Source organism: Stenotrophomonas sp. YJH_SMC_6 (assembly GCF_059371335.1).
This window is the reverse complement of the sequence record NZ_JCAFUM010000015.1, coordinates 142183-164721: the sequence shown is the minus strand read 5'-3', so window position 1 is coordinate 164721 and position 22539 is coordinate 142183. Positions and strand designations below refer to the sequence as shown.

At 66.6% G+C, this 22539-nt stretch carries 20 protein-coding genes and 1 riboswitch; of the genes, 11 read left to right on the top strand and 9 right to left on the bottom strand.

Annotated features, from left to right (window positions below):
* Window positions 1-148 precede the first annotated feature (148 nt).
* From AC5P9N_RS17780 to AC5P9N_RS17770, 3 genes are read left to right on the top strand one after another with little or no spacing between them, the layout of a single operon-like run.
* Window positions 149-781 (top strand): YceI family protein, encoded by a 633-nt coding sequence (locus AC5P9N_RS17780; RefSeq protein WP_005410671.1) that lies wholly within the window; start codon window positions 149-151, stop codon window positions 779-781.
* Between the two features lie 10 nt (window positions 782-791).
* Window positions 792-1364, top strand: coding sequence for a cytochrome b (locus tag AC5P9N_RS17775; RefSeq protein WP_049396075.1), 573 nt, complete (start codon window positions 792-794; stop codon window positions 1362-1364).
* Window positions 1365-1367: 3 nt separating this feature from the next.
* Window positions 1368-1940, top strand: coding sequence for a YceI family protein (locus AC5P9N_RS17770; RefSeq protein WP_099484047.1), 573 nt, complete (start codon window positions 1368-1370; stop codon window positions 1938-1940).
* A 71-nt stretch (window positions 1941-2011) separates the two neighbouring features.
* On the opposite strand, the gene AC5P9N_RS17765 is transcribed toward AC5P9N_RS17770, so the two are convergent.
* A complete protein-coding gene (locus tag AC5P9N_RS17765; RefSeq protein WP_099484048.1) occupies window positions 2012-2242 on the bottom strand; it encodes a glutaredoxin family protein in 231 nt (76 codons plus the stop codon).
* 100 nt (window positions 2243-2342) lie between these two features.
* On the opposite strand from AC5P9N_RS17765, the gene AC5P9N_RS17760 reads away from it, so the two are divergent.
* Together AC5P9N_RS17760 and AC5P9N_RS17755 are read left to right on the top strand one after the other, a co-directional pair.
* A complete protein-coding gene (locus AC5P9N_RS17760) occupies window positions 2343-3725 on the top strand; it encodes an L-serine ammonia-lyase (protein WP_005410675.1) in 1383 nt (460 codons plus the stop codon).
* A 217-nt stretch (window positions 3726-3942) separates the two neighbouring features.
* On the top strand, window positions 3943-4938 hold the full coding sequence (locus AC5P9N_RS17755; RefSeq protein ID WP_099484049.1) for an alpha/beta fold hydrolase: 996 nt from the start codon (window positions 3943-3945) through the stop codon (window positions 4936-4938).
* A 105-nt stretch (window positions 4939-5043) separates the two neighbouring features.
* On the opposite strand, the gene AC5P9N_RS17750 is transcribed toward AC5P9N_RS17755, so the two are convergent.
* Genes AC5P9N_RS17750 through metX form a run of 3 tightly spaced genes read right to left on the bottom strand, consistent with a single transcriptional unit; the run spans window position 5044 to window position 8371 of the window.
* Window positions 5044-6111 (bottom strand): homoserine dehydrogenase family protein, encoded by a 1068-nt coding sequence (locus AC5P9N_RS17750; RefSeq protein WP_099484050.1) that lies wholly within the window; start codon window positions 6109-6111, stop codon window positions 5044-5046.
* Complete coding sequence (locus AC5P9N_RS17745; protein ID WP_005410678.1) at window positions 6108-7343, bottom strand: O-succinylhomoserine (thiol)-lyase; 1236 nt, start codon at window positions 7341-7343, stop codon at window positions 6108-6110. The genes AC5P9N_RS17750 and AC5P9N_RS17745 overlap by 4 nt, the downstream gene beginning before the upstream one ends.
* Window positions 7340-8371, bottom strand: coding sequence for a homoserine O-succinyltransferase MetX (gene metX / locus AC5P9N_RS17740; protein WP_005410679.1), 1032 nt, complete (start codon window positions 8369-8371; stop codon window positions 7340-7342). Before metX ends, AC5P9N_RS17745 begins: the two co-directional genes overlap by 4 nt.
* 77 nt (window positions 8372-8448) lie before the next feature.
* Window positions 8449-8567, bottom strand: a riboswitch (SAM riboswitch).
* Between the two features lie 148 nt (window positions 8568-8715).
* On the opposite strand from metX, the gene AC5P9N_RS17735 reads away from it, so the two are divergent.
* The 4 genes from AC5P9N_RS17735 to AC5P9N_RS17720 all read left to right on the top strand — a co-directional run bounded on the left by AC5P9N_RS17735 (window position 8716) and on the right by AC5P9N_RS17720 (window position 14124).
* A complete protein-coding gene (locus tag AC5P9N_RS17735) occupies window positions 8716-9597 on the top strand; it encodes a M23 family metallopeptidase (RefSeq protein WP_099484051.1) in 882 nt (293 codons plus the stop codon).
* A 66-nt stretch (window positions 9598-9663) separates the two neighbouring features.
* Complete coding sequence (locus AC5P9N_RS17730) at window positions 9664-11268, top strand: peptide chain release factor 3 (protein WP_005410681.1); 1605 nt, start codon at window positions 9664-9666, stop codon at window positions 11266-11268.
* A gap of 160 nt (window positions 11269-11428) precedes the next feature.
* A complete protein-coding gene (gene trhA / locus AC5P9N_RS17725) occupies window positions 11429-12067 on the top strand; it encodes a PAQR family membrane homeostasis protein TrhA (RefSeq protein ID WP_005410682.1) in 639 nt (212 codons plus the stop codon).
* Between the two features lie 83 nt (window positions 12068-12150).
* Window positions 12151-14124, top strand: coding sequence for an AsmA family protein (locus AC5P9N_RS17720; protein ID WP_099484052.1), 1974 nt, complete (start codon window positions 12151-12153; stop codon window positions 14122-14124).
* A 188-nt stretch (window positions 14125-14312) separates the two neighbouring features.
* Here AC5P9N_RS17720 and AC5P9N_RS17715 read toward each other — a convergent pair whose 3' ends face one another.
* From AC5P9N_RS17715 to mtgA, 3 genes are read right to left on the bottom strand one after another with little or no spacing between them, the layout of a single operon-like run.
* A complete protein-coding gene (locus AC5P9N_RS17715; RefSeq protein WP_005414236.1) occupies window positions 14313-14744 on the bottom strand; it encodes a CBS domain-containing protein in 432 nt (143 codons plus the stop codon).
* On the bottom strand, window positions 14704-15723 hold the full coding sequence (locus AC5P9N_RS17710) for a glycosyltransferase family 2 protein (RefSeq protein WP_099484053.1): 1020 nt from the start codon (window positions 15721-15723) through the stop codon (window positions 14704-14706). Before AC5P9N_RS17710 ends, AC5P9N_RS17715 begins: the two co-directional genes overlap by 41 nt.
* A gap of 46 nt (window positions 15724-15769) precedes the next feature.
* Window positions 15770-16519 (bottom strand): monofunctional biosynthetic peptidoglycan transglycosylase, encoded by a 750-nt coding sequence (gene mtgA, locus AC5P9N_RS17705; protein ID WP_099484054.1) that lies wholly within the window; start codon window positions 16517-16519, stop codon window positions 15770-15772.
* Between the two features lie 77 nt (window positions 16520-16596).
* Here mtgA and hslO point away from each other — a divergent pair, with 77 nt between their 5' ends.
* On the top strand, window positions 16597-17490 hold the full coding sequence (gene hslO / locus AC5P9N_RS17700) for an Hsp33 family molecular chaperone HslO (protein WP_005410687.1): 894 nt from the start codon (window positions 16597-16599) through the stop codon (window positions 17488-17490).
* Between the two features lie 149 nt (window positions 17491-17639).
* Window positions 17640-18452, top strand: a complete 813-nt coding sequence (locus AC5P9N_RS17695) for an XOO1806 family protein (protein ID WP_180863566.1) — start codon at window positions 17640-17642, stop codon at window positions 18450-18452.
* Between the two features lie 219 nt (window positions 18453-18671).
* Here AC5P9N_RS17695 and AC5P9N_RS17690 read toward each other — a convergent pair whose 3' ends face one another.
* Window positions 18672-21629 carry a TonB-dependent receptor domain-containing protein gene (locus tag AC5P9N_RS17690; RefSeq protein WP_088470635.1) on the bottom strand — a complete coding sequence of 986 codons (2958 nt, stop codon included), beginning with the start codon at window positions 21627-21629 and terminating at the stop codon, window positions 18672-18674.
* A 230-nt stretch (window positions 21630-21859) separates the two neighbouring features.
* Window positions 21860-22459, bottom strand: coding sequence for a TetR/AcrR family transcriptional regulator (locus AC5P9N_RS17685; RefSeq protein WP_005410690.1), 600 nt, complete (start codon window positions 22457-22459; stop codon window positions 21860-21862).
* Window positions 22460-22539 lie beyond the last annotated feature (80 nt).

The following is a 22539-nucleotide window of genomic DNA, read 5'->3' as shown; positions in this document are numbered from 1 at the left end:
TGTCCCGATTGTCACACAGGGCCGGGGTCATGGCTGCAACAGCCTGTTGCCGGGGCAGGACCACCACGAACTGTTGCAGCCATGCACGCATCCTTGGCAGGGGCCTGTGCGTATGATCACAGCGTCCCCCTTCCGGAGCCCGCCATCGATGCGTCCCTGCCTGGCCCTGCTGCCGATGCTGCTCGCCACCGCTCCCGCCTGGGCGGATGCAGATACCTATCGCCTCGATCCGGTGCACACGCGTGTGCTGTTCAGCATCGACCACGCGGGCTACTCGCAGGCGATGGGCACGGTCTCCGGCAGTGAGGGCCGCCTGCAGTTCGATCCCGACAACTGGCGCGAGGCCACACTGGATGTCGAGGTCCCCGTGTCGCGATTGGACCTTGGCGATGCCAAATGGAACCAGGCCACGCTGGCCCGCAGCCTTCTGGATGGCGAGCGTTTCCCGAAGGCACATTTCGTCTCCAGCCGGGTCGAACCGATCGATGCCAGGCGCGCCCACGTGATCGGCACCCTGACCCTGCGCGGGGTCAGCCAGGAGATCACGCTGGACGTGACCCTCAACGCCATCAAGCGCTACCCCCTCCCCCCGTTCCGACGCACCGCCGGTTTTTCCGCCAGCACCACGCTGAGCCGGCGCGCGTTCGGCATCACCGCTTGGCCGGGCGTCATCGGTGATGCAGTACAGCTGAGGATCGAGGCCGAAGCCACCCTCGACCGCAGCGACGCCCCGGGAACTCCCGCTCCCGTTCCACACTCCGACCCCAAGACGGCCCCCTAGAGGACCCTTCATGACCGCCAAGAACACCCCCGCCGCCTGGGGGAGTGTCAGCCAGATCCTGCATTGGTTGATCGCATTGCTGATCCTCGCCCTGGGCGTGGTCGGCCTGACCATGGGCGAACTGCCCAAGACCCCCAAGTATTTCTGGGTCTATACCGCGCACAAATCGATCGGCATCACCGTGCTGGCGCTCGTGCTCTTCCGCCTCGGCTGGCGCCTGTATGCCGGTGCCCCCAAGCCGGTGCCGGGCGTGCCCAGCTGGCAGGAACGCATCGCCAGTGCCACCCACGTGCTGCTCTACGTGCTGATGTTCGCCATCCCGCTGTCGGGCTGGCTGTACGACTCGGCCAGCGGCCTGCGCCCGTTCCGCTGGTTCGGCCTGGTCGACGTGCCCAAGCTGAGCGCCCCCGACCCGCAGGTGGTCGCGGTATCGCATGCCATCCACGAGTACGGCTTCTGGCTGTTGATCGCGGTGGTGCTGGCCCATGCCGGCGCTGCCTTCTACCACCACCTGTTCCAGCGCGATGCGACCTTGTCCCGCATGTTGCCGCGCGGCTGGCTTGCCTCCCCTCAGAAGGACTGACCGATGAACCTGAAACTGACCACTCCGGCCGCCGTGGCCGCCGCCCTGGCCGGCATGCTGGCCACCACCCCGGTGTTCGCCGCCGACTACGCACAGGCGCCCGGCGCCGGCTCGATCCTGGTGTTCGCCACCAAGTACGACGGCGAAGTGTTTACCGGCAGCTTCCCGGGCTTTGCCACCAAGCTCAGCTTCGACCCGGCCAATCCTGCCGCCGGTTCGCTGGACGTGGTGATCCCGCTGGCCGGCGCCAAGAGCGGCAACAGCGACCGTGACTCGACCCTGCAGACCGCCGACTTCTTCAATGTTGGCAAGTTCGCCACCGCACGCTACACCGCCAAGGGCTTCCGCGCGGTGGGCAATGACCAGTTCGCCGCCGATGGCACACTGGAACTGCGAGGCGTCAGCAAGCCGGTCACCCTCACCTTCACCTGGAAGCCGGGCACCCAGCCGGTGCTGAGCGGCAAGGCCACGGTCAAGCGGCTGGACTTCGGCGTCGGCGGCGGCGACTGGGCCGACACCAAGACCATCCCGGACGAAACCGCGATCAGCACGATCGTGAAGTTCGACGCGAAATAAACCGCCTCTGGTAGTGCCGGCCGCTGGCCGGCATCACCGGGCATCGCGGGGTTGCCGGCCAACGGCCGGCACTACCGGTCGACGGCCAGCCAGGCCTGGACCGTGGCCGCGTCGAACGGCCAGTCCAGCTCACGGTCGCCGCGCTCGTCGCGCAGCACCGGCACCCGCGCGCCGTAGCGCCCTTCCAGCGCAGGCTGGTCATCCAGGAACACCGATTCGAACTCCGGTGCCCGCGCCTTGGCCAGCTCGGCCAGGGCCATGTCGCACAGGTGGCAGTCATCGCGCTGGAACAGGGTCAACACCGGTTTTGCTCCCTCTGCCGAAATGCTGCGCCGCAGCCATGGAAGTGCGGCATGAACCGCTAGAATAGCGGTCTCCTCCGGTACCCGCAGTACGGCAACCATGGCTGTCAGCACGTTCGACGTTTTCAAGATCGGCATTGGCCCGAGCTCCTCGCACACCGTCGGGCCGATGAAGGCCGCCGAGCGATTCATCCATCGCTGGCTGCTCGACCCGGGTCGCCTGAACGAAGTCGCGCGCATCCGCGCCGATGTCTATGGCTCGCTGGCGCTGACCGGCCGCGGCCATGGCACCGACAAGGCGATCCTGCTGGGCCTGGAAGGCCAGCGGCCGAACCTGATCGATCCGGACATCATTCCGGCCACCCTGGAGCGCATCCGCAGCAGCAAGCGCATCCAGCTGATGGGCCAGCACGAGATCGCCTTCGATGAGAAGCGCGACCTCGGCATGAACAAGCGCCAGAAGCTGCCGTACCACACCAACGGCATGCGCTTCACCGCGTACAACGCCGAGGACGAGGTGATCGCCACCCGTGACTATTACTCGGTCGGTGGCGGCTTCGTGGTCAACCAGGACGACGCGGCCGATGACCGCATCGTGCCCGACGAGACCCCGCTGCCCTACCCGTTCAAGAGCGGCGACGAGCTGCTGGCGCAGACCGCGCGCAGCGGCCTGAGTATTGCCCAGCTGATGTTCGAGAACGAGAAGTGCTGGCGCAGCGAAGACGAGATCCGCGCCAACCTGCGCGAGATCTGGAGTGCGATGCAGTCGTGCGTGGCGCGCGGCATCCGCGAGGAAGGCGTGCTGCCGGGTGGCCTGAAGGTCGGCCGTCGTGCACCGGCGCTGTACCGCGAGCTGTCGTCGAAGCCGGAAGCAGCGATGCGCGATCCGCTGACCACGCTGGACTGGGTCAACCTGTACGCGCTGGCGGTGAACGAAGAGAACGCCGCCGGTGGTCGTGTGGTGACTGCGCCGACCAACGGCGCTGCCGGCGTGCTGCCGGCGGTGCTGCATTACTTCGACCGTTTCTGCCCCGGCGCCAACGAACAGCGCGTATTCGACTTCCTGCTGACCTCGGCAGCGATCGGCATCCTGTACAAGGAAAACGCCTCGATCTCCGGCGCCGAAGTGGGCTGCCAGGGCGAAGTGGGCGTGGCCTGCTCGATGGCGGCCGGTGGCCTGGTCGCAGCGCTGGGTGGCAACCCGAGCCAGATCGAGAATGCCGCGGAAATCGGCATGGAACACAACCTCGGCCTGACCTGTGACCCGATCGGCGGGCTGGTGCAGATCCCCTGCATCGAACGCAATGCGATGGGCGCGGTGAAGGCGATCAACGCCTCACGTATGGCGATGCGTGGCGACGGCAAGCACAAAGTGTCGCTGGACAAGGTGATCAAGACCATGCGCGATACCGGCCGCGACATGCAGGACAAGTACAAGGAAACCAGCCGCGGTGGCCTGGCGGTGAACGTCATCGAGTGTTGAGGTCGACCGGTCCCGGCGCGATGGCGCCGGGCCACAGGTAGAGTCGACCGTTGGTCGACTATCGCGCGCGGCGCGGGATTTTCGCTCGTTGTGGGGAAGGTAGTCGACTAACCGTCGACTCTACCCAGTCGACTCTACCTCGTCGCCCTTGCCCGGTCGGACGACACCGTCACTGCGTTCCGGTTAGGCTCGGGGCTCCCTCGCCCCGGACTGCCCCATGCGCGTGATCGCTGCCGCCCTGCTTGCCTGCCTTCCACTGCCTGCGCTGGCCGCGCCCACTTACGGGCCGCGGCTGGAGGGTTTCGACTACGGCTATCCGGTGAAGACCTTCGCGCTGGAATCGCAGCGGCAGCCGCTGGAAATGGCCTACCTCGACATAGCGCCGAAGAAGGCACCCATCGGCGTGGTGGTGCTGCTGCACGGCAAGAACTTCTGTGCCGCCACCTGGAAGGAATCGATCAAGCCACTGGTTGCCGCCGGCTATCGGGTGATCGCCCCGGACCAGGTGGGCTTCTGCAAATCCAGCAAGCCCGAGCGTTACCAGTATTCGTTCGCGCAGCTGGCCGCCAACACCCATGCCCTGCTGCAACAGCTGCAACTGGGTGATGTCCCGGTGCACCTGGTCGGTCATTCGATGGGCGGCATGCTGGCGGTGCGCTATGCGCTGATGTTCCCGCAGGACCTGCGCAGCCTGTCACTGGTCAACCCGATCGGGCTGGAAGACTGGAAGGCGCTGGGTGTTCCCTGGCGCAGCGTGGACGCGTGGTTCGCCGGCGAAATGAACATCAGCTATGACAGCATCCGCCGCTACCAGCTGGACGTGTACTACGACGGAAAATGGAAGCCGGCGTATGAACCGTGGGCACGGATGCAGTCGGGCATGTACGAAGGGCCCGGCAAGCAGGCCGTTGCATGGAGCCAGGCACTGGCCTCGGACATGGTGTTCAACCAGCCGGTGGTCTACGAACTCAAGAATGTTCAGGTGCCGACCACGCTGTTCATCGGCCAGAAGGACCGCACCGCGATCGGTCGCGACCTGGCGCCACCAGCGGTGAAGGCGACGCTGGGCAACTATCCGGTGCTCGGGAAGGCGGCAGCCGCGGCGATTCCCGGCGCGACGCTGATCGAGTTCGCCGAACTGGGCCATTCGCCGCAGGTGCAGGACCCGAAGCAGTTCAACGCGGCGTTGCTGAAGGCATTGAAGGCGCATTGAACGGCAGCCCTCCCCTGTAGAGTCGAGCCATGCTCGGCTTATCCAGCAAGAGGGATCTCGCCAGTAGCAGCCGAGCATGGGCTCGGCTCTACAGAAGCAGTGCGATCAGCCGACGATCCGCAGCACGTCATCCAGCAGCGCGGCGGCGGTGACTTCCGCGCCCGCGCCCGGGCCCTGGATCAACAACGGCTGGCGGTGATAGCGATCGCTGTGGATGGCCACGCGGTTGTCGGTGCCCGCGCCCTGCGCCAACGGGTGATCGGCAGGCAACTCACGCAGGCCCACCTGCGCACCCTCGCCATCGACACGGCCAACGAAACGCAGCACGCGGCCATTGTCATGCGCCTGCTGCCAGCGCGCCTGCAACGGCGCATCCAGCTGCTCAAGCGCCGCCACCGCATCCTCCAGCGGCAGCGCTGCCAGCGCTTCAGGCACCAGTGAATCCACCTCTACCTGCGACGCATCCAGCGCCAACCCGCTGCTGCGGGCGAGGATCAGCAGCTTGCGACGCACGTCTTCACCGGAAAGGTCCAGACGCGGATCGGGCTCGGTGTAGCCGGCAGCCAGCGCCTCGCGCACCGCCGCCGAGAACGGCGACTGGCCGTCATAACGATGGAACAGCCACGCCAGCGAACCGGACAGCACGCCTTCGATGGCATGGATGTGATCGCCACCGGCCACCAGTGCACGCAGGCTGCTCAACAGCGGCAGGCCCGCGCCCACCGTCGCGCTGTCGCCATAGCGTGCGCCACTGTCGGCACAGCTTTCCGCAATGGCCTGCGCGCGGGCCAGCTGCGCACCACGCCCCAGCTTGTTGGCGGTCACCACATGCACGCCCCGCGCCAGCCACTGCACGTGGCGCGCGGCCACGTCTTCACTGGCGGTGGCGTCGACCACCACGTCGCCACGCTCCAGTCCTTCGGCACTCGCCCACGGTGGCGAACTCTGGCCATCGCGCGGTGCACGCTGTGCCAGTTCCAGCGGCAAGGCCAGGTCACGATCGATCTCCAGCGCAGTGCGTGAATTGGCCAGCCACTGCACGCTGGGCAGTTCCAGCCCACGCGCCCGCAATGCCTGGTAACGCTGTACGAAGGCCGAGCCGACCGTGCCGGTGCCCAGCAGCGCCAAGCGTCCCACGCCCAGAGCAGGAATTTCTGCGGCGAGCGCGCTCATGCATCCACCACCTGTTTGCGGCGCGCAGCCGCATCAATCACCGCTTCGGCACGCTGCAGCGCGGCGCCGAGATCGGCCAACAGGTCACGCTCGGCCTCGATGCCAACCGACAGGCGCAGCAGGCCTTCGCTGATGCCGGCCGCAGCACGCGCTTCGGCGGTCATCGCCGCATGGGTCATGGTGGCGGGGTGCGCGATCAGGCTTTCGACGCCGCCCAGCGATTCGGCCAGGGTGAAACAGCGCAGGCCATCGACGAACGCGCGCACCGCCGCGTGCGGATCATCACCCGCGCAGTGCGCCAGTTCGAACGACAGCATCGCGCCGAAGCCACTCTGCTGGCGAGCAGCGATGGAGTGGCCCGGGTGATCGGCCAGGCCCGGATAATAGACGCGGCCGACCGCCGGATGCTGGTCCAGCAGCGCAACGATCGACGTGGTGTTCTCCTGATGCACGCGCAGGCGCGCATCCAGCGTGCGCAGGCCGCGCAGGGTCAGGAAGGCATCAAACGGCGAACCCGTCAGGCCCAGCGCGTTGCCCCACCACACCAGCTGCTCATGCAGTGCCGGATCGCGCGCGACGACCGCACCGCCCACCACGTCGCTGTGGCCGTTGATGTACTTGGTGGTGGAATGCAGCACCAGATCCGCACCGAACGACAGTGGTTGCTGCAGGGCCGGCGACAGGAAGGTGTTGTCGACCACAACCAGAGCACCTGCCTTGTGCGCGGCATCGATGACGAAGCGCAGGTCGGTGATGCGCAGCAGCGGATTGGACGGCGTTTCCACCAGCACCAGCTTCGGCTGGGTGGCCAGCGCCTGCGACAGCGCGCGCGGATCGGTCAGGTCGGCGGTGACCAGTTCGAAATGGCCCTTCTTCGCCAGCGCATTGAACAGCCGCCAGCTGCCACCGTACGCGTCGTGCGGCACGACCAGGGTATCGCCCGGCTGAAGCAGCGCGTTCAGCACCAGGTTGATCGCGCCCATGCCGGTGGCGGTGATCACGCCGCCCGCGCCGCCTTCCAGCTCGGCCAGCGCTTCACCCAACAGGTCGCGGGTCGGGTTGCCACTGCGCGTGTAGTCGTACTGGCGCTTGTTGCCGAAGCCTTCAAAACTGAAGTTCGACGACAGCACGATCGGCGGCGTGACCGCGCCATGCGCGGTGTCCCGATCGATGCCGGCACGGACGGCGGCAGTGGTGCGGCTACAGGACGGCTCGTTGGCGTGCAGGCTCATGCGGACTCTCCAGAGGTGCGGAAGGCGGTGGCGAGGATCGCGTCGATGCGATCGGTTTCTTTGAGGAAGGCGTCGTGGCCGTAGGGCGAGCGCAGCACGCGCAGGCTTCCGCGCGGCCCCAGCCCCTCGACCAGGCCGACCAGGTCGGCCAGCGGCACCAAGCGGTCACCCTCCACCGCGACCACCACGGTCGGCGGCAGGATGGCGGCGGGGTCCACGCGGTGCAGGTCGATCGATTCGGACAGGCGCAGGTAGGCGGTCACCGGCGTGCGCGCGACGTACTGCGCGCCGGCGGCGTCGAGATAGTCCTCGGCGGCGACCCGCACGCGGCCGTTGATCACTTCCGGCGCGGCGTCGAAGCGCTCGCCGAACTCTTCCGGGGTGCGGTAGCTGAGCATGGCGAACTGCCGGGCCAGCGCCAGGCCGTGGTCTTCGCCGCACTGCAGTTGGCCGAGGGCGACGGCGCGGCGCTGCAGTGCGCGCCAGGCCGCGGCATACGGGTGCGGACGATGCGCGCCGCTGGCCAGCACCAGCTGGCGCACCCGGGCTCGATGACGGATCGCGAACTGCTGGCCGACCAGCGCGCCATACGAGTAGCCGACGAAGGCCTTCAGCGTGCGGATACCCAGATGATCCAGCAGCAGTGCCAGCGCATCGGCCTGGTCAGCGGTATCGATCGGCACGTCCAACGCACCGTCGGCCCCGATGAAGTCGAACGCCAGTACGCGCAACTGCTGCGGATCCAGCGTGCGACCACTGCCGACCAGGTCTTCGGCCCAGCCCTTCTCGCTGAACTGTGCGTTGGACGCCACATGGCGATGGGCGGAAATGCCGCCGGCCAGCACCACCACCGGCGCATTGGCCGGGCCGACCCACTCATAGCGCAGGCGCACCGGGCTGGGGCCAGCGTGACGCATCGACAGCACCGCGGCGAACTCACCGCGCTCGGCATGCACGCGGTCTTCGACCGGCACGCTGACGGGGACAAAGGGTTCGGGGCGAACGGCGGTACTGGCAGCGAAGCTCATGGCGGGATCCGGTTGGGGAATCGGCCATCGAGCCTTCGCGGGGCTCGCGTTCGAGATGCACGTGCGGTGCATGGATCGAACCATCTTTCGGTGGACGCCACGGTCCCCGCAGGATTTGGCACCTACGCGAACGCTTTCGCATCCGCGGGCTGCCCCGGCTTCAAAGGGCCTGTCCCTCTGCCGGTCTCGATGGTGAGGCCACGATGCCAGCGCTTCCGGGCGCTGTCAATCCCTTCATGCGGATAAAGCGATGAATATTTTCGCGACAGGTATGCGAGAGGCGTCGCGGTCGCTCCGTTCAGGATCGGGTACAGTCCGGACGGTCCGTTTTCCTGAATCCGCTGATGCCACGCCTGCCCTTGACCTGCCTGCTCCTACCGCTGCTGGCCAGCGCCTCTGCCGGCGCCAGCGACTGGCGCCAGGGCTGGGGGATGCTGCCGAAGGCGCCTGCCCCCGCCAGCGCGGAGGCGAAGGCCCCCCTTCCGATGGCCCAGCTGCGCCTGCAGTCGATCGGCGAACAGTGGCAGGCCCGGATCGACAACACCCTGGCCGGGCCGTTGCAGATCGAACTGCGCGCCGCCCCTGGGCACCCGGTCGACGGCTTGCCGGTGCAGTCACTGATACAGGGCGACAGCAGTCTGGTCGTCGGCCACCTCCCCGCGCCGGTCAACGGCCGGATGCTGGACCTGCGCCTGCAGTCGGTACCAGGCAACCCCGCCGCACAGGCCGAGGATGTGGCCTACCGCCTGCCCTTCGATGATGCACGCCCGCGCGTGGACCAGGCGCCGCAGGGCCGGATCAGCCACGACGACGAGGAAAACCGCGACGCGGTCGACTTCGCACTGCCGGAGGGCACACTGGTGCTGGCCGCGCGCGAGGGCACGGTGATGCAGATCCAGGATGGCTTCCGAGGCAACAGCCAGGACCGCGAACGTGATGGTGCCCGCGCCAACTTCATCCGCGTGCTGCACAGCGACGGCAGCATGGCCCTGTACGGCCACCTGCAGTCCGGCGGCATGCGCGTGCGTCGCGGCCAGGCGGTGGGCGCCGGGCAGCCCATCGGCCTGTCCGGCAACAGCGGCTTCAGCAGCGCACCGCACCTGCACTTCGTGGTGCAGGTCAACCGCGGCATGGGCCTGCGTTCGGTGCCGGCACGCATCTTCGCCGAGCAGGGCCAGCTGCAGTTCGCCCGCCAGGGCGAGGCCGAGGGCGGCATCGGGCGCTGAACGGCCCCGGCCGGTATAATCGGGCGCTTATCTCTTTGAAAAGCGCCCCGGGCGGGCGCCACTGCCATGTCCGAAGTCGCCAACGAAGCGTCGCGTCGCCGCACCTTCGCCATCATTTCCCACCCTGACGCCGGCAAGACCACGCTGACCGAAAAGCTGCTGCTGTTCGGAGGCGCGATCCAGATGGCCGGTTCGGTCAAGGGCCGCAAGGCCGCCCGCCACGCCACCTCCGACTGGATGGCATTGGAAAAGGAACGCGGCATCTCCGTCACCTCTTCGGTGATGCAGTTCCCGTACGAAGACAAGATCGTCAACCTGCTCGACACCCCCGGCCACGCCGACTTCGGCGAGGACACCTACCGCGTGCTGACTGCGGTGGACTCGGCGCTGATGGTGATCGACGTGGCCAAGGGCGTGGAAGAGCGCACCATCAAGCTGATGGAAGTGTGCCGCCTGCGCGATACCCCGATCATGACCTTCATCAACAAGCTCGACCGCGAGGGCAAGGACCCGATCGAGCTGCTGGATGAAGTGGAAACCGTGCTGGGCATCCAGTGCGCGCCGGTCACCTGGCCGATCGGCATGGGCCAGCGCCTGAAGGGCGTGGTCCACCTGCTCACCGGCGAAGTGCACCTGTACGAGCCGGGCCGCAACTTCACCCGCCAGGATTCGACCATCTTCCCGTCCATCGATGCCCCCGGCCTGGCCGAGAAGATCGGTGCACAGATGCTGGCCGACCTGCGCGACGAACTGGAACTGGTGCAGGGCGCCAGCCATCCGTTCGACCTGGAGGCCTACCGCGCCGGCAAGCAGACCCCGGTGTTCTTCGGCTCGGGCGTGAACAACTTCGGCGTGCAGCCGCTGCTGGACTTCTTCGTCGAGCATGCGCCGTCGCCACAGGCCCGCTCCACCACCGGCCGCGAGATCGCCCCGGAAGAAAACAAGCTGACCGGCTTCGTATTCAAGATCCAGGCCAACATGGACCCGCAGCACCGCGACCGCGTCGCGTTCATGCGCGTCTGCTCGGGCCGCTTCAGCGCTGGCATGAAGACCTTCCACGTGCGCACCGGCAAGGAAATGAAGCTGGCCAACGCACTGACCTTCATGGCCAGCGATCGTGAAATCGCCGCCGAAGCCTGGCCGGGCGATGTGATCGGCATCCACAACCACGGCACCATTTCCATCGGCGATACCTTTACCGAAGGCGAAGCGGTCACCTTCACCGGCATCCCCAACTTCGCCCCGGAACTGTTCCGCCGCGCGCGCCTGCGCGATCCGCTCAAGCTCAAGCAGCTGCAGAAGGGACTGGCCCAGCTGTCCGAAGAAGGCGCGACCCAGTTCTTCCGCCCTCTCACCAGCAACGACCTGATCCTGGGTGCGGTGGGTGTGCTGCAGTTCGACGTGGCGGCCTATCGCCTGAAGGACGAGTACGGCGTGGAAGCCACCTTCGAGCCGGTCAGCGTGACCACCGCGCGTTGGGTCCACTGCAGCAACGAGAAGAAGCTGGAAGAGTTCCGCGAAAAGAATGCGCTGAACCTGGCACTGGATGCAGCCGGCCACCTGGTCTACCTGGCACCGACCCGGGTCAACCTGCAGCTGGCGCAGGAACGCTCGCCGGACGTGCGTTTCTCGGCCACCCGCGAAGCGGCCCATACCGTTTCGGTGGGCTGATGCCACGGGGTCGGATCCCTTTCCGGCAGGAAAGGGCTCTGACCTCAGCCAACGCAAGGCAGGCATTCACCCACCATACGGTGACAGGCGTGCACGTATCGCCCATCGCGGCGATGATAAGGGGGTGCGGGTCCCCCTCCCCGCGAACAATGCCTACGCCATGTCCACGACGTCCATTGCTTCGATCCGTGAAGAAATCGCCAGCGCCCTGACCCATGGCCTGGGCGCGGTATTCGCCCTGGCCGCCAGCGCGGTGTTGATCACCCTGGCTGCGATCTACGGCGACGGCTGGCAGCTGGCCAGCGCGATCGTGTTCGGCATCGCGCTGTTGCTGCTGTACACCGCCTCCACGCTGTACCACGCCATCCAGCATCCGGTCGCCAAGGGCCGGTTGAAGGTATTCGACCACTGCGCGATCTATGTGCTGATCGCGGGCACCTATACCCCGTTCACGCTGATCGGCCTGCGCGGTCCGTGGGGCTGGGGCCTGTTCACCGCGATCTGGGCGCTGGCGCTGGGCGGCGTGGTGTTCAAGCTGTTCTACACCGGCCGTTTCAAGGTGCTCTCAACGGTGATCTACATCGCCATGGGCTGGCTGGTGGTCGTGGCGATCAAGCCGATGTGGGCCTCGATCGATGGCGGCACCCTCACCTGGCTGTTCGCCGGCGGCCTGTCGTACACGCTGGGGACCTACTTCTACCACCGTGAATCGATCCCGTACTCGCATGCCATCTGGCACCTGTTCGTGATCGGCGGCAGCGTCTGCCACTTCGTCGCGGTCACCATGCAGGTGCTGTAAACGGCCGCTCGAGGGCGGCGTGTGCACGCCATGCACATGGTCGCTTCGCGCCCTGTCCACGAACAGGGGGCAACCATGGCAGCGTGAATGCTGCCGCCTCCCCTGCCGCAAAGCGCACGTCCCGTTGGCGCCTCCGCCGCCCCGGCCCACGAGGCCGGCGCTGGCTCACGATCCTGGTCTTCCTGCTGGCGGCGATCCTGATACTGCTCGCGTTGTGGGACTGGAACTGGTTCAAGGGACCGGTGGAGCGCGCGGTACAGGCACGCACCGGCCGAGTGCTGCGCATCGGGAACCTTGATGTCGACCTCGGCCGCACCAGCACGATCCGCGCCGATGCGATCACCTTCGCCAATGCCAGCTGGGCGAAACAACCTGAGATGGCCAGCGCAGACCGCGTCGAGATCGACGTGCGGGTCTGGCCCCTGCTGCGCGGCAGCGTGCAGCTGCCCGAGGTGCGCCTGACCCGGCCGGACGTGCTGCTGGAAACCGCCCCGCGCAAGGGCGAGCCGGGCAACTGGGACTTCCTCGGTGACAGCGCCGGCGGCACAAGCCCGCAGCTCAAACGCCTGCGCATCGACGATGGTCGGCTGCAGTTCATCGATGCACTGGGCCGCACCGACATCCGCGTGGGCGTGCGCAGCGGTCAGCCGAAACAGGCCGATGCCTCACTGCCGCTGCTGGTGCAGGGCAAAGGCCACTGGCAAGGCAACCCGTTCACCCTGCGCGGTGGCACCGAATCTCCGCTGGAACTGACCGACAGCGACCACCCGTTCCGCATCCACCTCGACGGTCGCGCCGGCGCTACCCACGCGGTGGCCAGTGGCACGCTGACCAATCCGTTCCAGCTGCGGGTGTTCGACCTGCAGTTCGCACTCAGCGGGCAGGACCTGTCGGACCTGTACCCGCTGCTCGGCATTGCCATCCCGCCCTCACCGCCCTACGCCTTGGACGGACGGCTGAAGCGCGACCACAACGTCTGGCGCTACGACAGCTTCACCGGGAAGGTCGGTGACAGCGACCTCGCTGGCAACCTGCAGTTCGAGGTGGGACGCGACCGTCCACGGCTGACCGCGACACTGGAATCCAGGCGCCTGGACTTCGATGACCTGGCCGGCTTCGTGGGAGCGCCACCGAAGACCGGCGGCGGCGAAACCGCGAATGCGGAACAAAAGGCACAGGCCGCCCGCATCGCCGCCAGCAGCCGGGTATTGCCCGACACGCCCTACAATCTGGGCAAACTGCGTGCGATGGATGCCGACGTGCGCTGGAAGGCCCACCGCATCAACGCGCCCTCGTTGCCACTGGACGACATGGACGCGCACCTGCTGCTGGATGACGGCGTGCTGCGGCTGGACCCGCTGAACTTCGGCGTGGCCGGCGGCGATATCCGCAGCACGATCCGCATGGATGCACGCCAGGCGCAGATTCGCACTGCGTTGAGGGCCAGCGTACGCGGCGTGCAGCTGGGCCAGCTTTTCCCGGATGCGAAGCTGGCCGAGCAGGCCAAGGGCGGCATCGGCGGCGAAGTGGACCTGAGCGGGCGCGGCAACTCGATCGCCGCCATGCTCGGCAGCAGCAGCGGCAAGGTCGGGCTGGCGATGGGCCGTGGCCATGTCGGCAACCTGGTGATGGAACTGGCCGGGCTGGATATCACCGAGTCGCTGAAATTCCTGGTGACCGGTGACAAGCAGATTCCGCTGCGCTGCGCCTTCGCCGACTTCGGTGTGCAGGACGGCCTGATGACCAGCCAGGCACTGGCGGTGGACACCACCGATACCATCCTCATCGGCGAAGGCACGGTCAGCCTGCGCGACGAGACCCTGGACCTGCTGCTGAAACCGCGCCCGAAGGACAAGAGCATCCTGGTACTGCGGTCACCGTTGCATATCAGCGGCACGTTCAAGGACCCGTCGTTCCGCCCGGACTTCAAGGCGTTGGGTATTCGCGGCGCGGTGGCCCTGGCACTGGGCAGCATTGTCCCGCCGGCAGCGCTGCTGGCTACGATTGAACTGGGGCCGGGCAAGGATGCCGACTGCGGTGGGCAGTATGCGAAGTAGGAGCGTTCGTTCGTGGCGCCTGGATTGATCGTGGTTTGAGGGGGACGGGTGACCCAGGCAGGACACGCCCATGCCCTCAGCCTCCCCCCGCATCAGGAAGGCGGTGCTTTGGCTTTGGCTTTGGCTTTGGCTTTGGCTTTGAGCCTCGAAAAGCGGGCTGGCGGGCCGCAGGCCCGCCAGCAAAAAATTCATCCCGCCACGATGTACTGCTGCAGCTGATCCAGCTCCCTACGCTGCGCATCGATCACCGACTTCACCAGGTCGCCAATGGAAATCACCCCCAGCACCTGCGCGCCTTCCACCACCGGCAGGTGGCGGATGCGGTAGTCGGTCACCAGCTGCAGGCAATGCTCCACCTGTTCGCCCGGCGACACCGTCACCACCTGCGTCGTCATGATCTCGGCCACCGCCGTATCGCGCGAAGAACGATCACGCAACACGATCTTGCGCGCGTAATCGCGCTCCGAGAGGATCCCGACCAACCGCGGCCCATCCATCACCAGGACCGCGCCAATGCCCTTTTCCGCCATCAACCGGATCGCATCGATCACCGCCGCATCCGGCGCGACCGCATGTACTTCAGGAGACTTGCCGTCCAACAGTTGCCGTACCGTGGTCATCTGCCTGCCCTCCGAGGGTGGGTTGCAGGGCCGAGTCTGCCACGGCGGATGCTAGCCACGCGTCAACCAGGTACAACGGCCGCTGCTTGGACTCTTCGTACAGGCGCCCCAGGTACTCACCGATCAGGCCCAGCGCGATCAACTGCACCCCGCCCAGGAACAGGATCACCGCCATCATCGTCGGCCAGCCCGCCACCCGGTCGCCGTACAGCGCGGCCTTGACGATCACCCACATGCCGAACACGAAGGCCACCGCCGCGGTTGCCAGCCCCAGGTAGGTCGCCGCGCGCAGAGGCACGGTCGAGAACCCGGTAATGCCTTCCAGGGCGAAGTTCCACAGCCGCCACAGGCTGAACTTGCTGGTGCCGGCCACGCGTGCGTGGCGGTGATAGGGCACCGCCACGCGCTTGAAACCCACCCAGCTGAAAAGCCCCTTCATGAAACGATGGCGCTCACGCATCTCGCGCAGCGCACTCAGCGCGCGTGGTGACAGCAGGCGGAAATCCCCGGTGTCGGCCGGGATCGGCGTACGCGAAAGGCGCCCCATCACCCGGTAGAAGATCGCCGCCGTGGCACGCTTGATCCAGGCCTCGCCATCGCGCGCCAGACGCGTGCCATAGACGTTGTCATGGCCCTCGCGCCAGCGCGCGACGAACTGCGGCACAAGCTCCGGCGGGTCCTGGCCATCGGCATCCAGGATCATCGCCGCCCCTTCGCGCACCAGGTCCAGGCCAGCGGTCAGTGCGGCTTCCTTGCCGAAATTGCGCGACAGCTTCAGCGCGGAGACCCGCGCGTCGGATTGGGCCAGGCGGGCGATCACCTCCCAGGTCCCGTCATGGCTGCCGTCGTCCACGTACAGAATGTGGCCGTCGATGTCGGGCAGCGCGTCGAGCACCGCGCACAACCGCGGATACAGCAACGGCAGTGCCAGGGCCTCGTTGTAGGCGGCGATGACAAAAGTGAGCCGTTCGCGGGTCATGCCCGGATTGTACGTTGCCGCCGGCCGTAGATCAGGCGGCGCGCGCTCACTCTTCCGAAAGGTACGCGGCCCCGCCCAGCTGCCGTGCCTGGCGCTGGATCCAGGCGGCGCGCCGCTGCACGTACGGCCCTGGCTTTGCGGCGTTGTAGCGCCGCGGTGCCGGCAGCACCGCCGCCAACCGCGCGCTATCGGCCGGGCCCAACCTGGCCGCGTCCTTGCCCCAGAACTTCTGCGCCGCCGCCTGAGCTCCGTACACGCCATCACCGAACTCGGCGATGTTGGCGTACATTTCCAGGATGCGCTCCTTTGGCCACAGCGCTTCGATCAGCACGGTGTACCAGACCTCCAGCCCCTTGCGGATCCAGCTGCGGCCCTGCCAGAGGAACAGGTTCTTGGCGACCTGCTGGCTGATCGTGCTGGCGCCACGCAGCCGCCCGCCCTTGGCATTGTGGTCGCGGGCCTTCTCGATGGCCTGCAGGTCGAAGCCGTTGTGGTCGGGGAAACGCTGGTCCTCGGCGGCCACCAGCGAAATGGGCAGGCTCGGCGCCATCTGGTCAAGGTCGCGCCACTGGTAATGCAGGCGATAGGACCAATCGGCCTCGCCCAGCGCCTCGCCATAGCGCCACAGCATCACCATGGACACGGGCGGGTCGATGAACCGCAGCACCAGGACCTGCAGGCAGCTGAAAGCAGCCAGCAGCACCGGCAGCCACAGCAGCCGTTTCCAGCGCCAGCGCCTGCGGCGCGGGCCTTCTACGACAGCTTCCACCTTGTGCTGCTCTCCCCCTGCCCCCATTACTGGTGCATCCTTCTTCTATCTGGTTGTCGGCGCATTATCCGGCAACTGCCCCCGTTTACGCGCGATGTGAGCCGATGACCGCCAACTCCGATTCCCTGATCCGCTTCCTGCTCCCCGACGCCGGCGTCCGCGGCGTCCACGTGCACCTGCAGGCCACCTGGCAGGAAATCCTGTCCCACGCCGAGTACCCGGATACCGCCGCCGAACTGCTCGGCGAGGCCTGCGTGGCCTCGGCGCTGTTCACCGGCCATACCAAGATCGATGGACGCCTGTCGATCCAGCTGCGCAGCAGCACTGCCCTGCGCACCCTGTTCGCCGAATGCACCGCCGCCGGCACCCTGCGCGGCATCGCCCAGCTCAGCGAAGGCGGCGACGCGCCGCGCGACCTGTCCAGCCTGGGCGATGACGCGATCCTCGCCATCACCATCGAGAACCCCGGCCTGGACCCGCGTGAACCGCAGCGCTACCAGAGCCTGGTCGGACTGACCGCACCGGAACTGGACGAGGCCTTCGAGGACTACTTCCGCCAGTCCGAGCAGCTGCCGACCCGCCTGCTGCTGGCGGCCGACCGCAATGGTGCCGCCGGCCTGCTGCTGCAGAAGCTGCCGGGCGACGAGGGCGACGAGGACGGCTGGGCGCGCGCCAGCGCCCTGTTCGAGACCCTTGGCAAGGCTGAACTGCTGGCCACCCCGGCCGAGCAGCTGCTGCACCGCCTGTTCCACGAGGAGAAGCCGGCGCTGATGGGCGAAAAGCCGCTGTCCTTTGCCTGCTCCTGTTCCCGCGAGCGGGTGGCGGCGATGCTGCAGTCGCTGGGTGAGGAAGAGGCCCGTGCAGCGGCTGCAGACACCGGCGCCGTCGAGGTCCGTTGCGAATTCTGCGGGCGTGAGTATCACTTTCCATTGACGGAGTTCGGCATACTGTTCCACGGCGCCCAGGGGGCTGTACCGGCGCCTGAACGGCTTCAATGAACGGCAGTCTTGTACCTGGGGAGGATCAAGGCTTGTTAAGAATTCATAAACACCCTAGCATCAAGTTCCCGTCCCCACGGGAACTTCCGTTGTCCGTCCCTGTCTGAACTGGTCCGATGCGTACCTTCCTGCGTCTACCGCTGGCCATGATGATCGCCCTTGGCGCGATCACGGGCGTGCATGCGCAGAGCAAGGACACCCGCACCGTGCTGCCGGTATGGAACAAGGGCAGCGGCAAGGTCGAGGCTCTGCTGTACCTGGAGCCGACCGGTGAGCAGGCGGCCGGGGCGCGTTGGCATTTCGGCCGCAACTCGCTGGATGCGGCCTTTGGCCTGTCCTCCGGCGATTCGCTGGGCTTGCTCTGCAGCAGCAGCGGGACCAGCATGAGCGGTCTGGCCAGCCACTGCATGCTGGCCAGCCTCGGCGACGAGGACGACCTCAACAGCCGGCGTTTCACCGGCACCGCCGCATTGAACCGTGGCAGCAGCCGCCTCGGCATCACCGCCGGCACCGGCCGTGAAACCCTGCCGGCATGGCTGACAGGCCCGAACAAGACCCCTTCGCTGCGCGCCGAGCAGAATGACCTGACCGTGTTCGCACAGAAGAACATCGGCCGCGAAGGCTTCGTGTCCATCGCCGGCACCTACGCCAAGGCCCGCCTGGTACCGCTGGCCGACGCCTCGCCGGCCATTGCCGACCGCTGGGACAGCAAGAGCCTGAGCATCGGCGCCGGCTACGGCAATTTCACCGGCAGCATCATCGGCCGCGTCATCGACGTGCCCGGCAAGCCCGGCAAGTGGGAAGGCCTGGGTATCGGCCTGACCTGGCGCACGCCATGGTCCGGCCAGCTCACCGTGGGCGCCGAGAACGTGATCAGCCGCGGCAAGAATCCGTTCTCGCCACGCAACGAAAGCAACGACGACGGCACCGTGCCGTACGTGCGCTACGAGCAGGACCTGTAAGCTCCCTGCTGCCTCACCGCGACGTTTCCGCGCGCGCTCCCTTCGCCCATCCCCGTAATGACACCTCGCCGCCACCACGCGGCGATGCGCAAGCGCCTGTGCGCGGCCTGGTCCAGCACGGCTGCGCAAAGGCCTGCGCCATCAAGCCTGGCTGCCCCATGAAAAAAGCCACGCCCCTTTCGGGGCGTGGCCATGTCACACATACATATTACGCCGCGATCAGAAGCGCTGGGTGTACTTCATGTACAGGAAGCGACCGATGTCGAAGCCACCGTAGTAGGAGACGTTCGCGCTCGGCTGGCTGTACATGGTCGGGCCCACGCGGCCGAACACGTTGTTGGCACCCACGGCCACGGTCGCATTCCACGGTGCGTTCCAGCGCAGCTGGACGTCGTTGAACACGGTCGCGCCACGCTGGTTGGTCGCGCTGCCCACCGCCACGCCCTGGTTGTTCGGCGAAGCGTAGTTCGGCAGGTTGCACTCTTCCGGGAACGTCACGGCACTCAGGCACGCTTCCTTCATGCCGGAGAAGTAACGGACGGTCCAGCTGGCGCCGAAGTCACCCATTTCCCAACCCAGGTTCAGGTTCGAACGCACGCGGAAGGCGTAGCCAGCCCAGCCCACGCCGGTGCGGGGGTTCGGGTGGGTGACCGCGTTCTTGGTGGTGACCAGGTCATCACGCGAGGTGTAGGTGCTGGTCCACTGCGCGCTGAAGTTGCCGAAACGATCGGTCGGCAGGCGGTAGCTGACATCCAGGTCGAAGCCTTCCACCTCGCGGTAACCGGCGTTGATGCCGGTGCGCTTGAGGTTGTTGACGATGCCGGTCACCGGGTCACGCGTGAACGCCGAGCAGCGTGCCGCGATGTCGTTGATGTAGCAGTCGTTGAGGATCAGGTTGGCCGTGTCCGAGATGATGGTGTTCTCGACGCGGATTTCCCACCAGTCCAGCGACATGTTGAAGTTCTGGATGAAACCCGGGCTCCAGACGAAGCCCAGGGTCTTGGACGTCGAGGTTTCCGGGGTCAGCTGGTCGTTGGAGCCGGAGACGAAGGCCAGCGGGGTCTGCGACGATGCAGCGGTGGTCGGGGTGAAGCCCTGCTGCTGCTGGCGGAAGTTGGCTGCATTTACGCCGGCCGGCAGTGCGGCGGCGCAACGGGCACGCACCGCAGCGTTGGTGCGCGAAGCACCGTAGACCACGTCGCACGGATCGGTGAAGAAGTCGAACGACTGCGAACCGCCGCTGTACAGGTCGGCGATGGTCGGGGCACGGAAGCCTTCCGCCCAGGTACCGCGGATGAGCAGCGAGTCGATCGGCTTCCACTTGAAGCCGAACTTGCTGTTCAGCGTGGTGCCGAAGGTGTCGTAGTCCGAATGGCGGGTGGCCGCGTTGAGGCTCAGCTCGCGGGCGCCCGGCAGGTCGGCCAGGATCGGCACGTTGAACTCGGCATAGACTTCGTCAACCTTGTAGCCACCACCGGTGGGGAAGTTGGCCAGGCCGGAGGTGTTGCCCGACTGCACCAGCGCGTCCGGGCTGAAGCTGCCGGTTTCCTTGCGGTGCTCGACACCCACGGCGAAGCCCAGGTCGCCGGCAGGCAGGGTGAACAGGCTGCCGGCCAGGTTGGCGGTGATGACCTTGGTGGTGGTCTCGGCGGTGGAGTGCGCGGACGGGAACAGCAGGTTCTGCAGGGCGGTGTTGCCGGTCAATGCGCCGTTGGCGCCGTTGCTCTGGATGCCGGCGTGCAGGAACGGGTTGTACGGCACGCACTGGTTCAGCCCGATCGGGTTGGCCACGGTACCGCACTGCGCCACGCCGCTGCTGTTGATGAAGGACGGACCCACCGCCGCACGCAGCGCGGTCAGGTTGAGGTCGCCGGTGCTGGTCTGGACCAGCTTGTTGTTGTTGTACAGGTAGCCGACATCCCAGTCGAACAGGCGGTCGGAGAACTCGAAGCTGCCTTCCAGGCCGCCGCTGAAGCGGAAGGTGGTCAGCTCGGCGCGGGTGTTGCGCGGCACTTCCGAAGTACGACGCCACCAGTTGGCGATGTCAGCACCCAGCGGATTGAACGCACTGCTGGCCGAAATCGGCGAACCGAAGGCCAGTGCGCCGTACGGGTAGCCGGCGATCTGGCGGTTCGAATCGCGGAAGCTGTACAGCATGTTGGTGCGCAGGCGCACGTTGTCGGTCAGGTCGTAGATGCCATCGACGAACACTGCACGGCGTTCCTGCGGGGTACGCAGGTCGGTCTGCAGGTTGGTGTTGGTCTTGTCCTTGGTGGAGAAGCTGTTGACGTTCTGCGCGACGTAGTCGGCCTTGTTGTTCGCGTTGCCACCCTCACGCAGGATCACGCGCACTTCGCGGTTCGGGTTGGATGCGCTGGCGGCCGGATAGGTGACGCCCGGCAGGCCATCGGCCGGACGGCTGACGAAACCGCCGAACTCACCGACGGTGGTCCAGCCGAAGTCCGGGTGGTTGGAGCTGCGCGGGAACGCACCGTACGGACGATCGGCCGCCCGCACCTTGTCTTCCTTGGCGTACTCGGCACCGATGGTCAGCGAACCGCGCTCACCCTTCACGCCCATGGTGAAGTCCATGGTGCGGGTGGCACCGTCGCCTTCACTGTACTGGCCGTAGTAGACGCTGCCGGTGGCGCCTTCGAAGTTGGTACGGGTGATGATGTTGATGACGCCGGCGATGGCATCGGAACCGTAGATCGACGAAGCGCCGTCCTTCAGCACTTCGATGCGCTCGATGGCCGAGACCGGCACGGTCGAGATGTCCTGCAGGCCACCGGTGGTGATGCCCAGGCGCTTGCCGTTGAGCAGCACCAGGGTGCGGGTGGCGCCCAGGTCACGCAGGCTGATGTAGGTGCCGCCGACGGCTTCGCCCGAGGACAGCGGCTGGGCACGGCTGATCGGCGGCGTACCCACGGCGCTGATGTTCTGCAGGATGTCAGCGACCGACGAGAAGCCCTGCTTCTCGATGTCAGCGCGGTTGAGGGTCAGGACCGGCTGGGCGGTTTCGACGTCGACGGTACGGATGCGCGAACCGGTGACTTCGATGCGGTCCAGGTTGGTGGCGGTCTGGGCAGACGCCACCCCGGTACCGGCAACGGATGCGGCGCTGGCGGCCAGCGCAACGCACACTGCATCGCGCAGCTTGTTGCTGTTCAACTTCATGGGCTCTCTCTCCATGGATCTTGGGTTGTGTGCTGAGTCCAACCGACGTGCCCCAAAAGGGAGGCACAAAAAACGGCTGGTGACCCGATAGTAGCCACACTTGATCTGGAATTAAAGAGTCGTTAAGAAAATGCCCAAATCGCGTGAAACCAGCCTCACCACGACATACGTTGGCGCATTGAGGTCGCCTGCAAGGCGCATTCGGCACTTGCAGGGCGCCATTCTCCCATTCAGCTGGGAATGAGCGTCTCGATCAGATGCTCGACATAGGCCTCGAAATCCTCGCGGGCCTGCTTGGGTTGCTGCAGCTGCAGCGACAGCTGCAGGAAGCCGACGTAGGCGGCATAGGCCAGGCGCGCGCGATGCCGTGCATCGGTGGAGCTGAGCCCGGCCTGGCGGAACGAAGCAACCAAATAGTCGAGCCGGCGCTGCGAAACGCGGTCGATCACCGGGCGCACCATCGGGTGGTCCAGCGCCTTCAGCAGTTCGCTGTAGATGATGTGCGGCTGCACTTCGTGCGCGACCATCTGGAACAGCTGGCGCAGGCGCACGCGCGGATCCGGCACGTCCTCCAGGCTGCCGAACACCTGTTCCTGTTCGAACAGTTCCCAGCGTTCCAGCGCCGCCTGCAGCAGTGCATCACGCGAGGGGAAGTGCCAGTAGAAACTGCCCTTGGTCACACCCAGGCGCCGCGCCAACGGTTCCACCGCGACGGCCCCCACACCTTGTTCAGCAATCAGATCGAGAGCGGCCTGGGCCCAGTCTTCGGCACTCAGGCGGCTGTTGCGGCCGGCGCGCGGTTCGCCGGCGGAAGCGTCAGGTTGATTCATGGGCTGATTTAACCATACGCCGGGGTTCGTTGCAGTACGCGGTTGCGGCCGAAACCGTCGCGACGCCCGCCTGGGCACCT

What these genes read in the sequence shown, in the direction of transcription:
- metX (WP_005410679.1), bottom strand. Translation starts at nt 8,371, where the DNA reads ATGAGCTTCGCTGCCAGTACCGCCGTTCGCCCCGAACCCTTTGTCCCC.
- AC5P9N_RS17685 (WP_005410690.1), bottom strand. Translation starts at nt 22,459, where the DNA reads ATGAATCAACCTGACGCTTCCGCCGGCGAACCGCGCGCCGGCCGCAAC.
- AC5P9N_RS17690 (WP_088470635.1), bottom strand. Translation starts at nt 21,629, where the DNA reads ATGAAGTTGAACAGCAACAAGCTGCGCGATGCAGTGTGCGTTGCGCTG.
- AC5P9N_RS17735 (WP_099484051.1), top strand. Translation starts at nt 8,716, where the DNA reads ATGCCACGCCTGCCCTTGACCTGCCTGCTCCTACCGCTGCTGGCCAGC.
- trhA (WP_005410682.1), top strand. Translation starts at nt 11,429, where the DNA reads ATGTCCACGACGTCCATTGCTTCGATCCGTGAAGAAATCGCCAGCGCC.
- mtgA (WP_099484054.1), bottom strand. Translation starts at nt 16,519, where the DNA reads ATGGGGGCAGGGGGAGAGCAGCACAAGGTGGAAGCTGTCGTAGAAGGC.
- AC5P9N_RS17750 (WP_099484050.1), bottom strand. Translation starts at nt 6,111, where the DNA reads ATGAGCGCGCTCGCCGCAGAAATTCCTGCTCTGGGCGTGGGACGCTTG.
- AC5P9N_RS17770 (WP_099484047.1), top strand. Translation starts at nt 1,368, where the DNA reads ATGAACCTGAAACTGACCACTCCGGCCGCCGTGGCCGCCGCCCTGGCC.
- AC5P9N_RS17695 (WP_180863566.1), top strand. Translation starts at nt 17,640, where the DNA reads ATGATCGCCCTTGGCGCGATCACGGGCGTGCATGCGCAGAGCAAGGAC.
- AC5P9N_RS17715 (WP_005414236.1), bottom strand. Translation starts at nt 14,744, where the DNA reads ATGACCACGGTACGGCAACTGTTGGACGGCAAGTCTCCTGAAGTACAT.
- AC5P9N_RS17760 (WP_005410675.1), top strand. Translation starts at nt 2,343, where the DNA reads ATGGCTGTCAGCACGTTCGACGTTTTCAAGATCGGCATTGGCCCGAGC.
- AC5P9N_RS17745 (WP_005410678.1), bottom strand. Translation starts at nt 7,343, where the DNA reads ATGAGCCTGCACGCCAACGAGCCGTCCTGTAGCCGCACCACTGCCGCC.
- AC5P9N_RS17710 (WP_099484053.1), bottom strand. Translation starts at nt 15,723, where the DNA reads ATGACCCGCGAACGGCTCACTTTTGTCATCGCCGCCTACAACGAGGCC.
- AC5P9N_RS17730 (WP_005410681.1), top strand. Translation starts at nt 9,664, where the DNA reads ATGTCCGAAGTCGCCAACGAAGCGTCGCGTCGCCGCACCTTCGCCATC.
- AC5P9N_RS17780 (WP_005410671.1), top strand. Translation starts at nt 149, where the DNA reads ATGCGTCCCTGCCTGGCCCTGCTGCCGATGCTGCTCGCCACCGCTCCC.
- AC5P9N_RS17775 (WP_049396075.1), top strand. Translation starts at nt 792, where the DNA reads ATGACCGCCAAGAACACCCCCGCCGCCTGGGGGAGTGTCAGCCAGATC.
- hslO (WP_005410687.1), top strand. Translation starts at nt 16,597, where the DNA reads ATGACCGCCAACTCCGATTCCCTGATCCGCTTCCTGCTCCCCGACGCC.
- AC5P9N_RS17755 (WP_099484049.1), top strand. Translation starts at nt 3,943, where the DNA reads ATGCGCGTGATCGCTGCCGCCCTGCTTGCCTGCCTTCCACTGCCTGCG.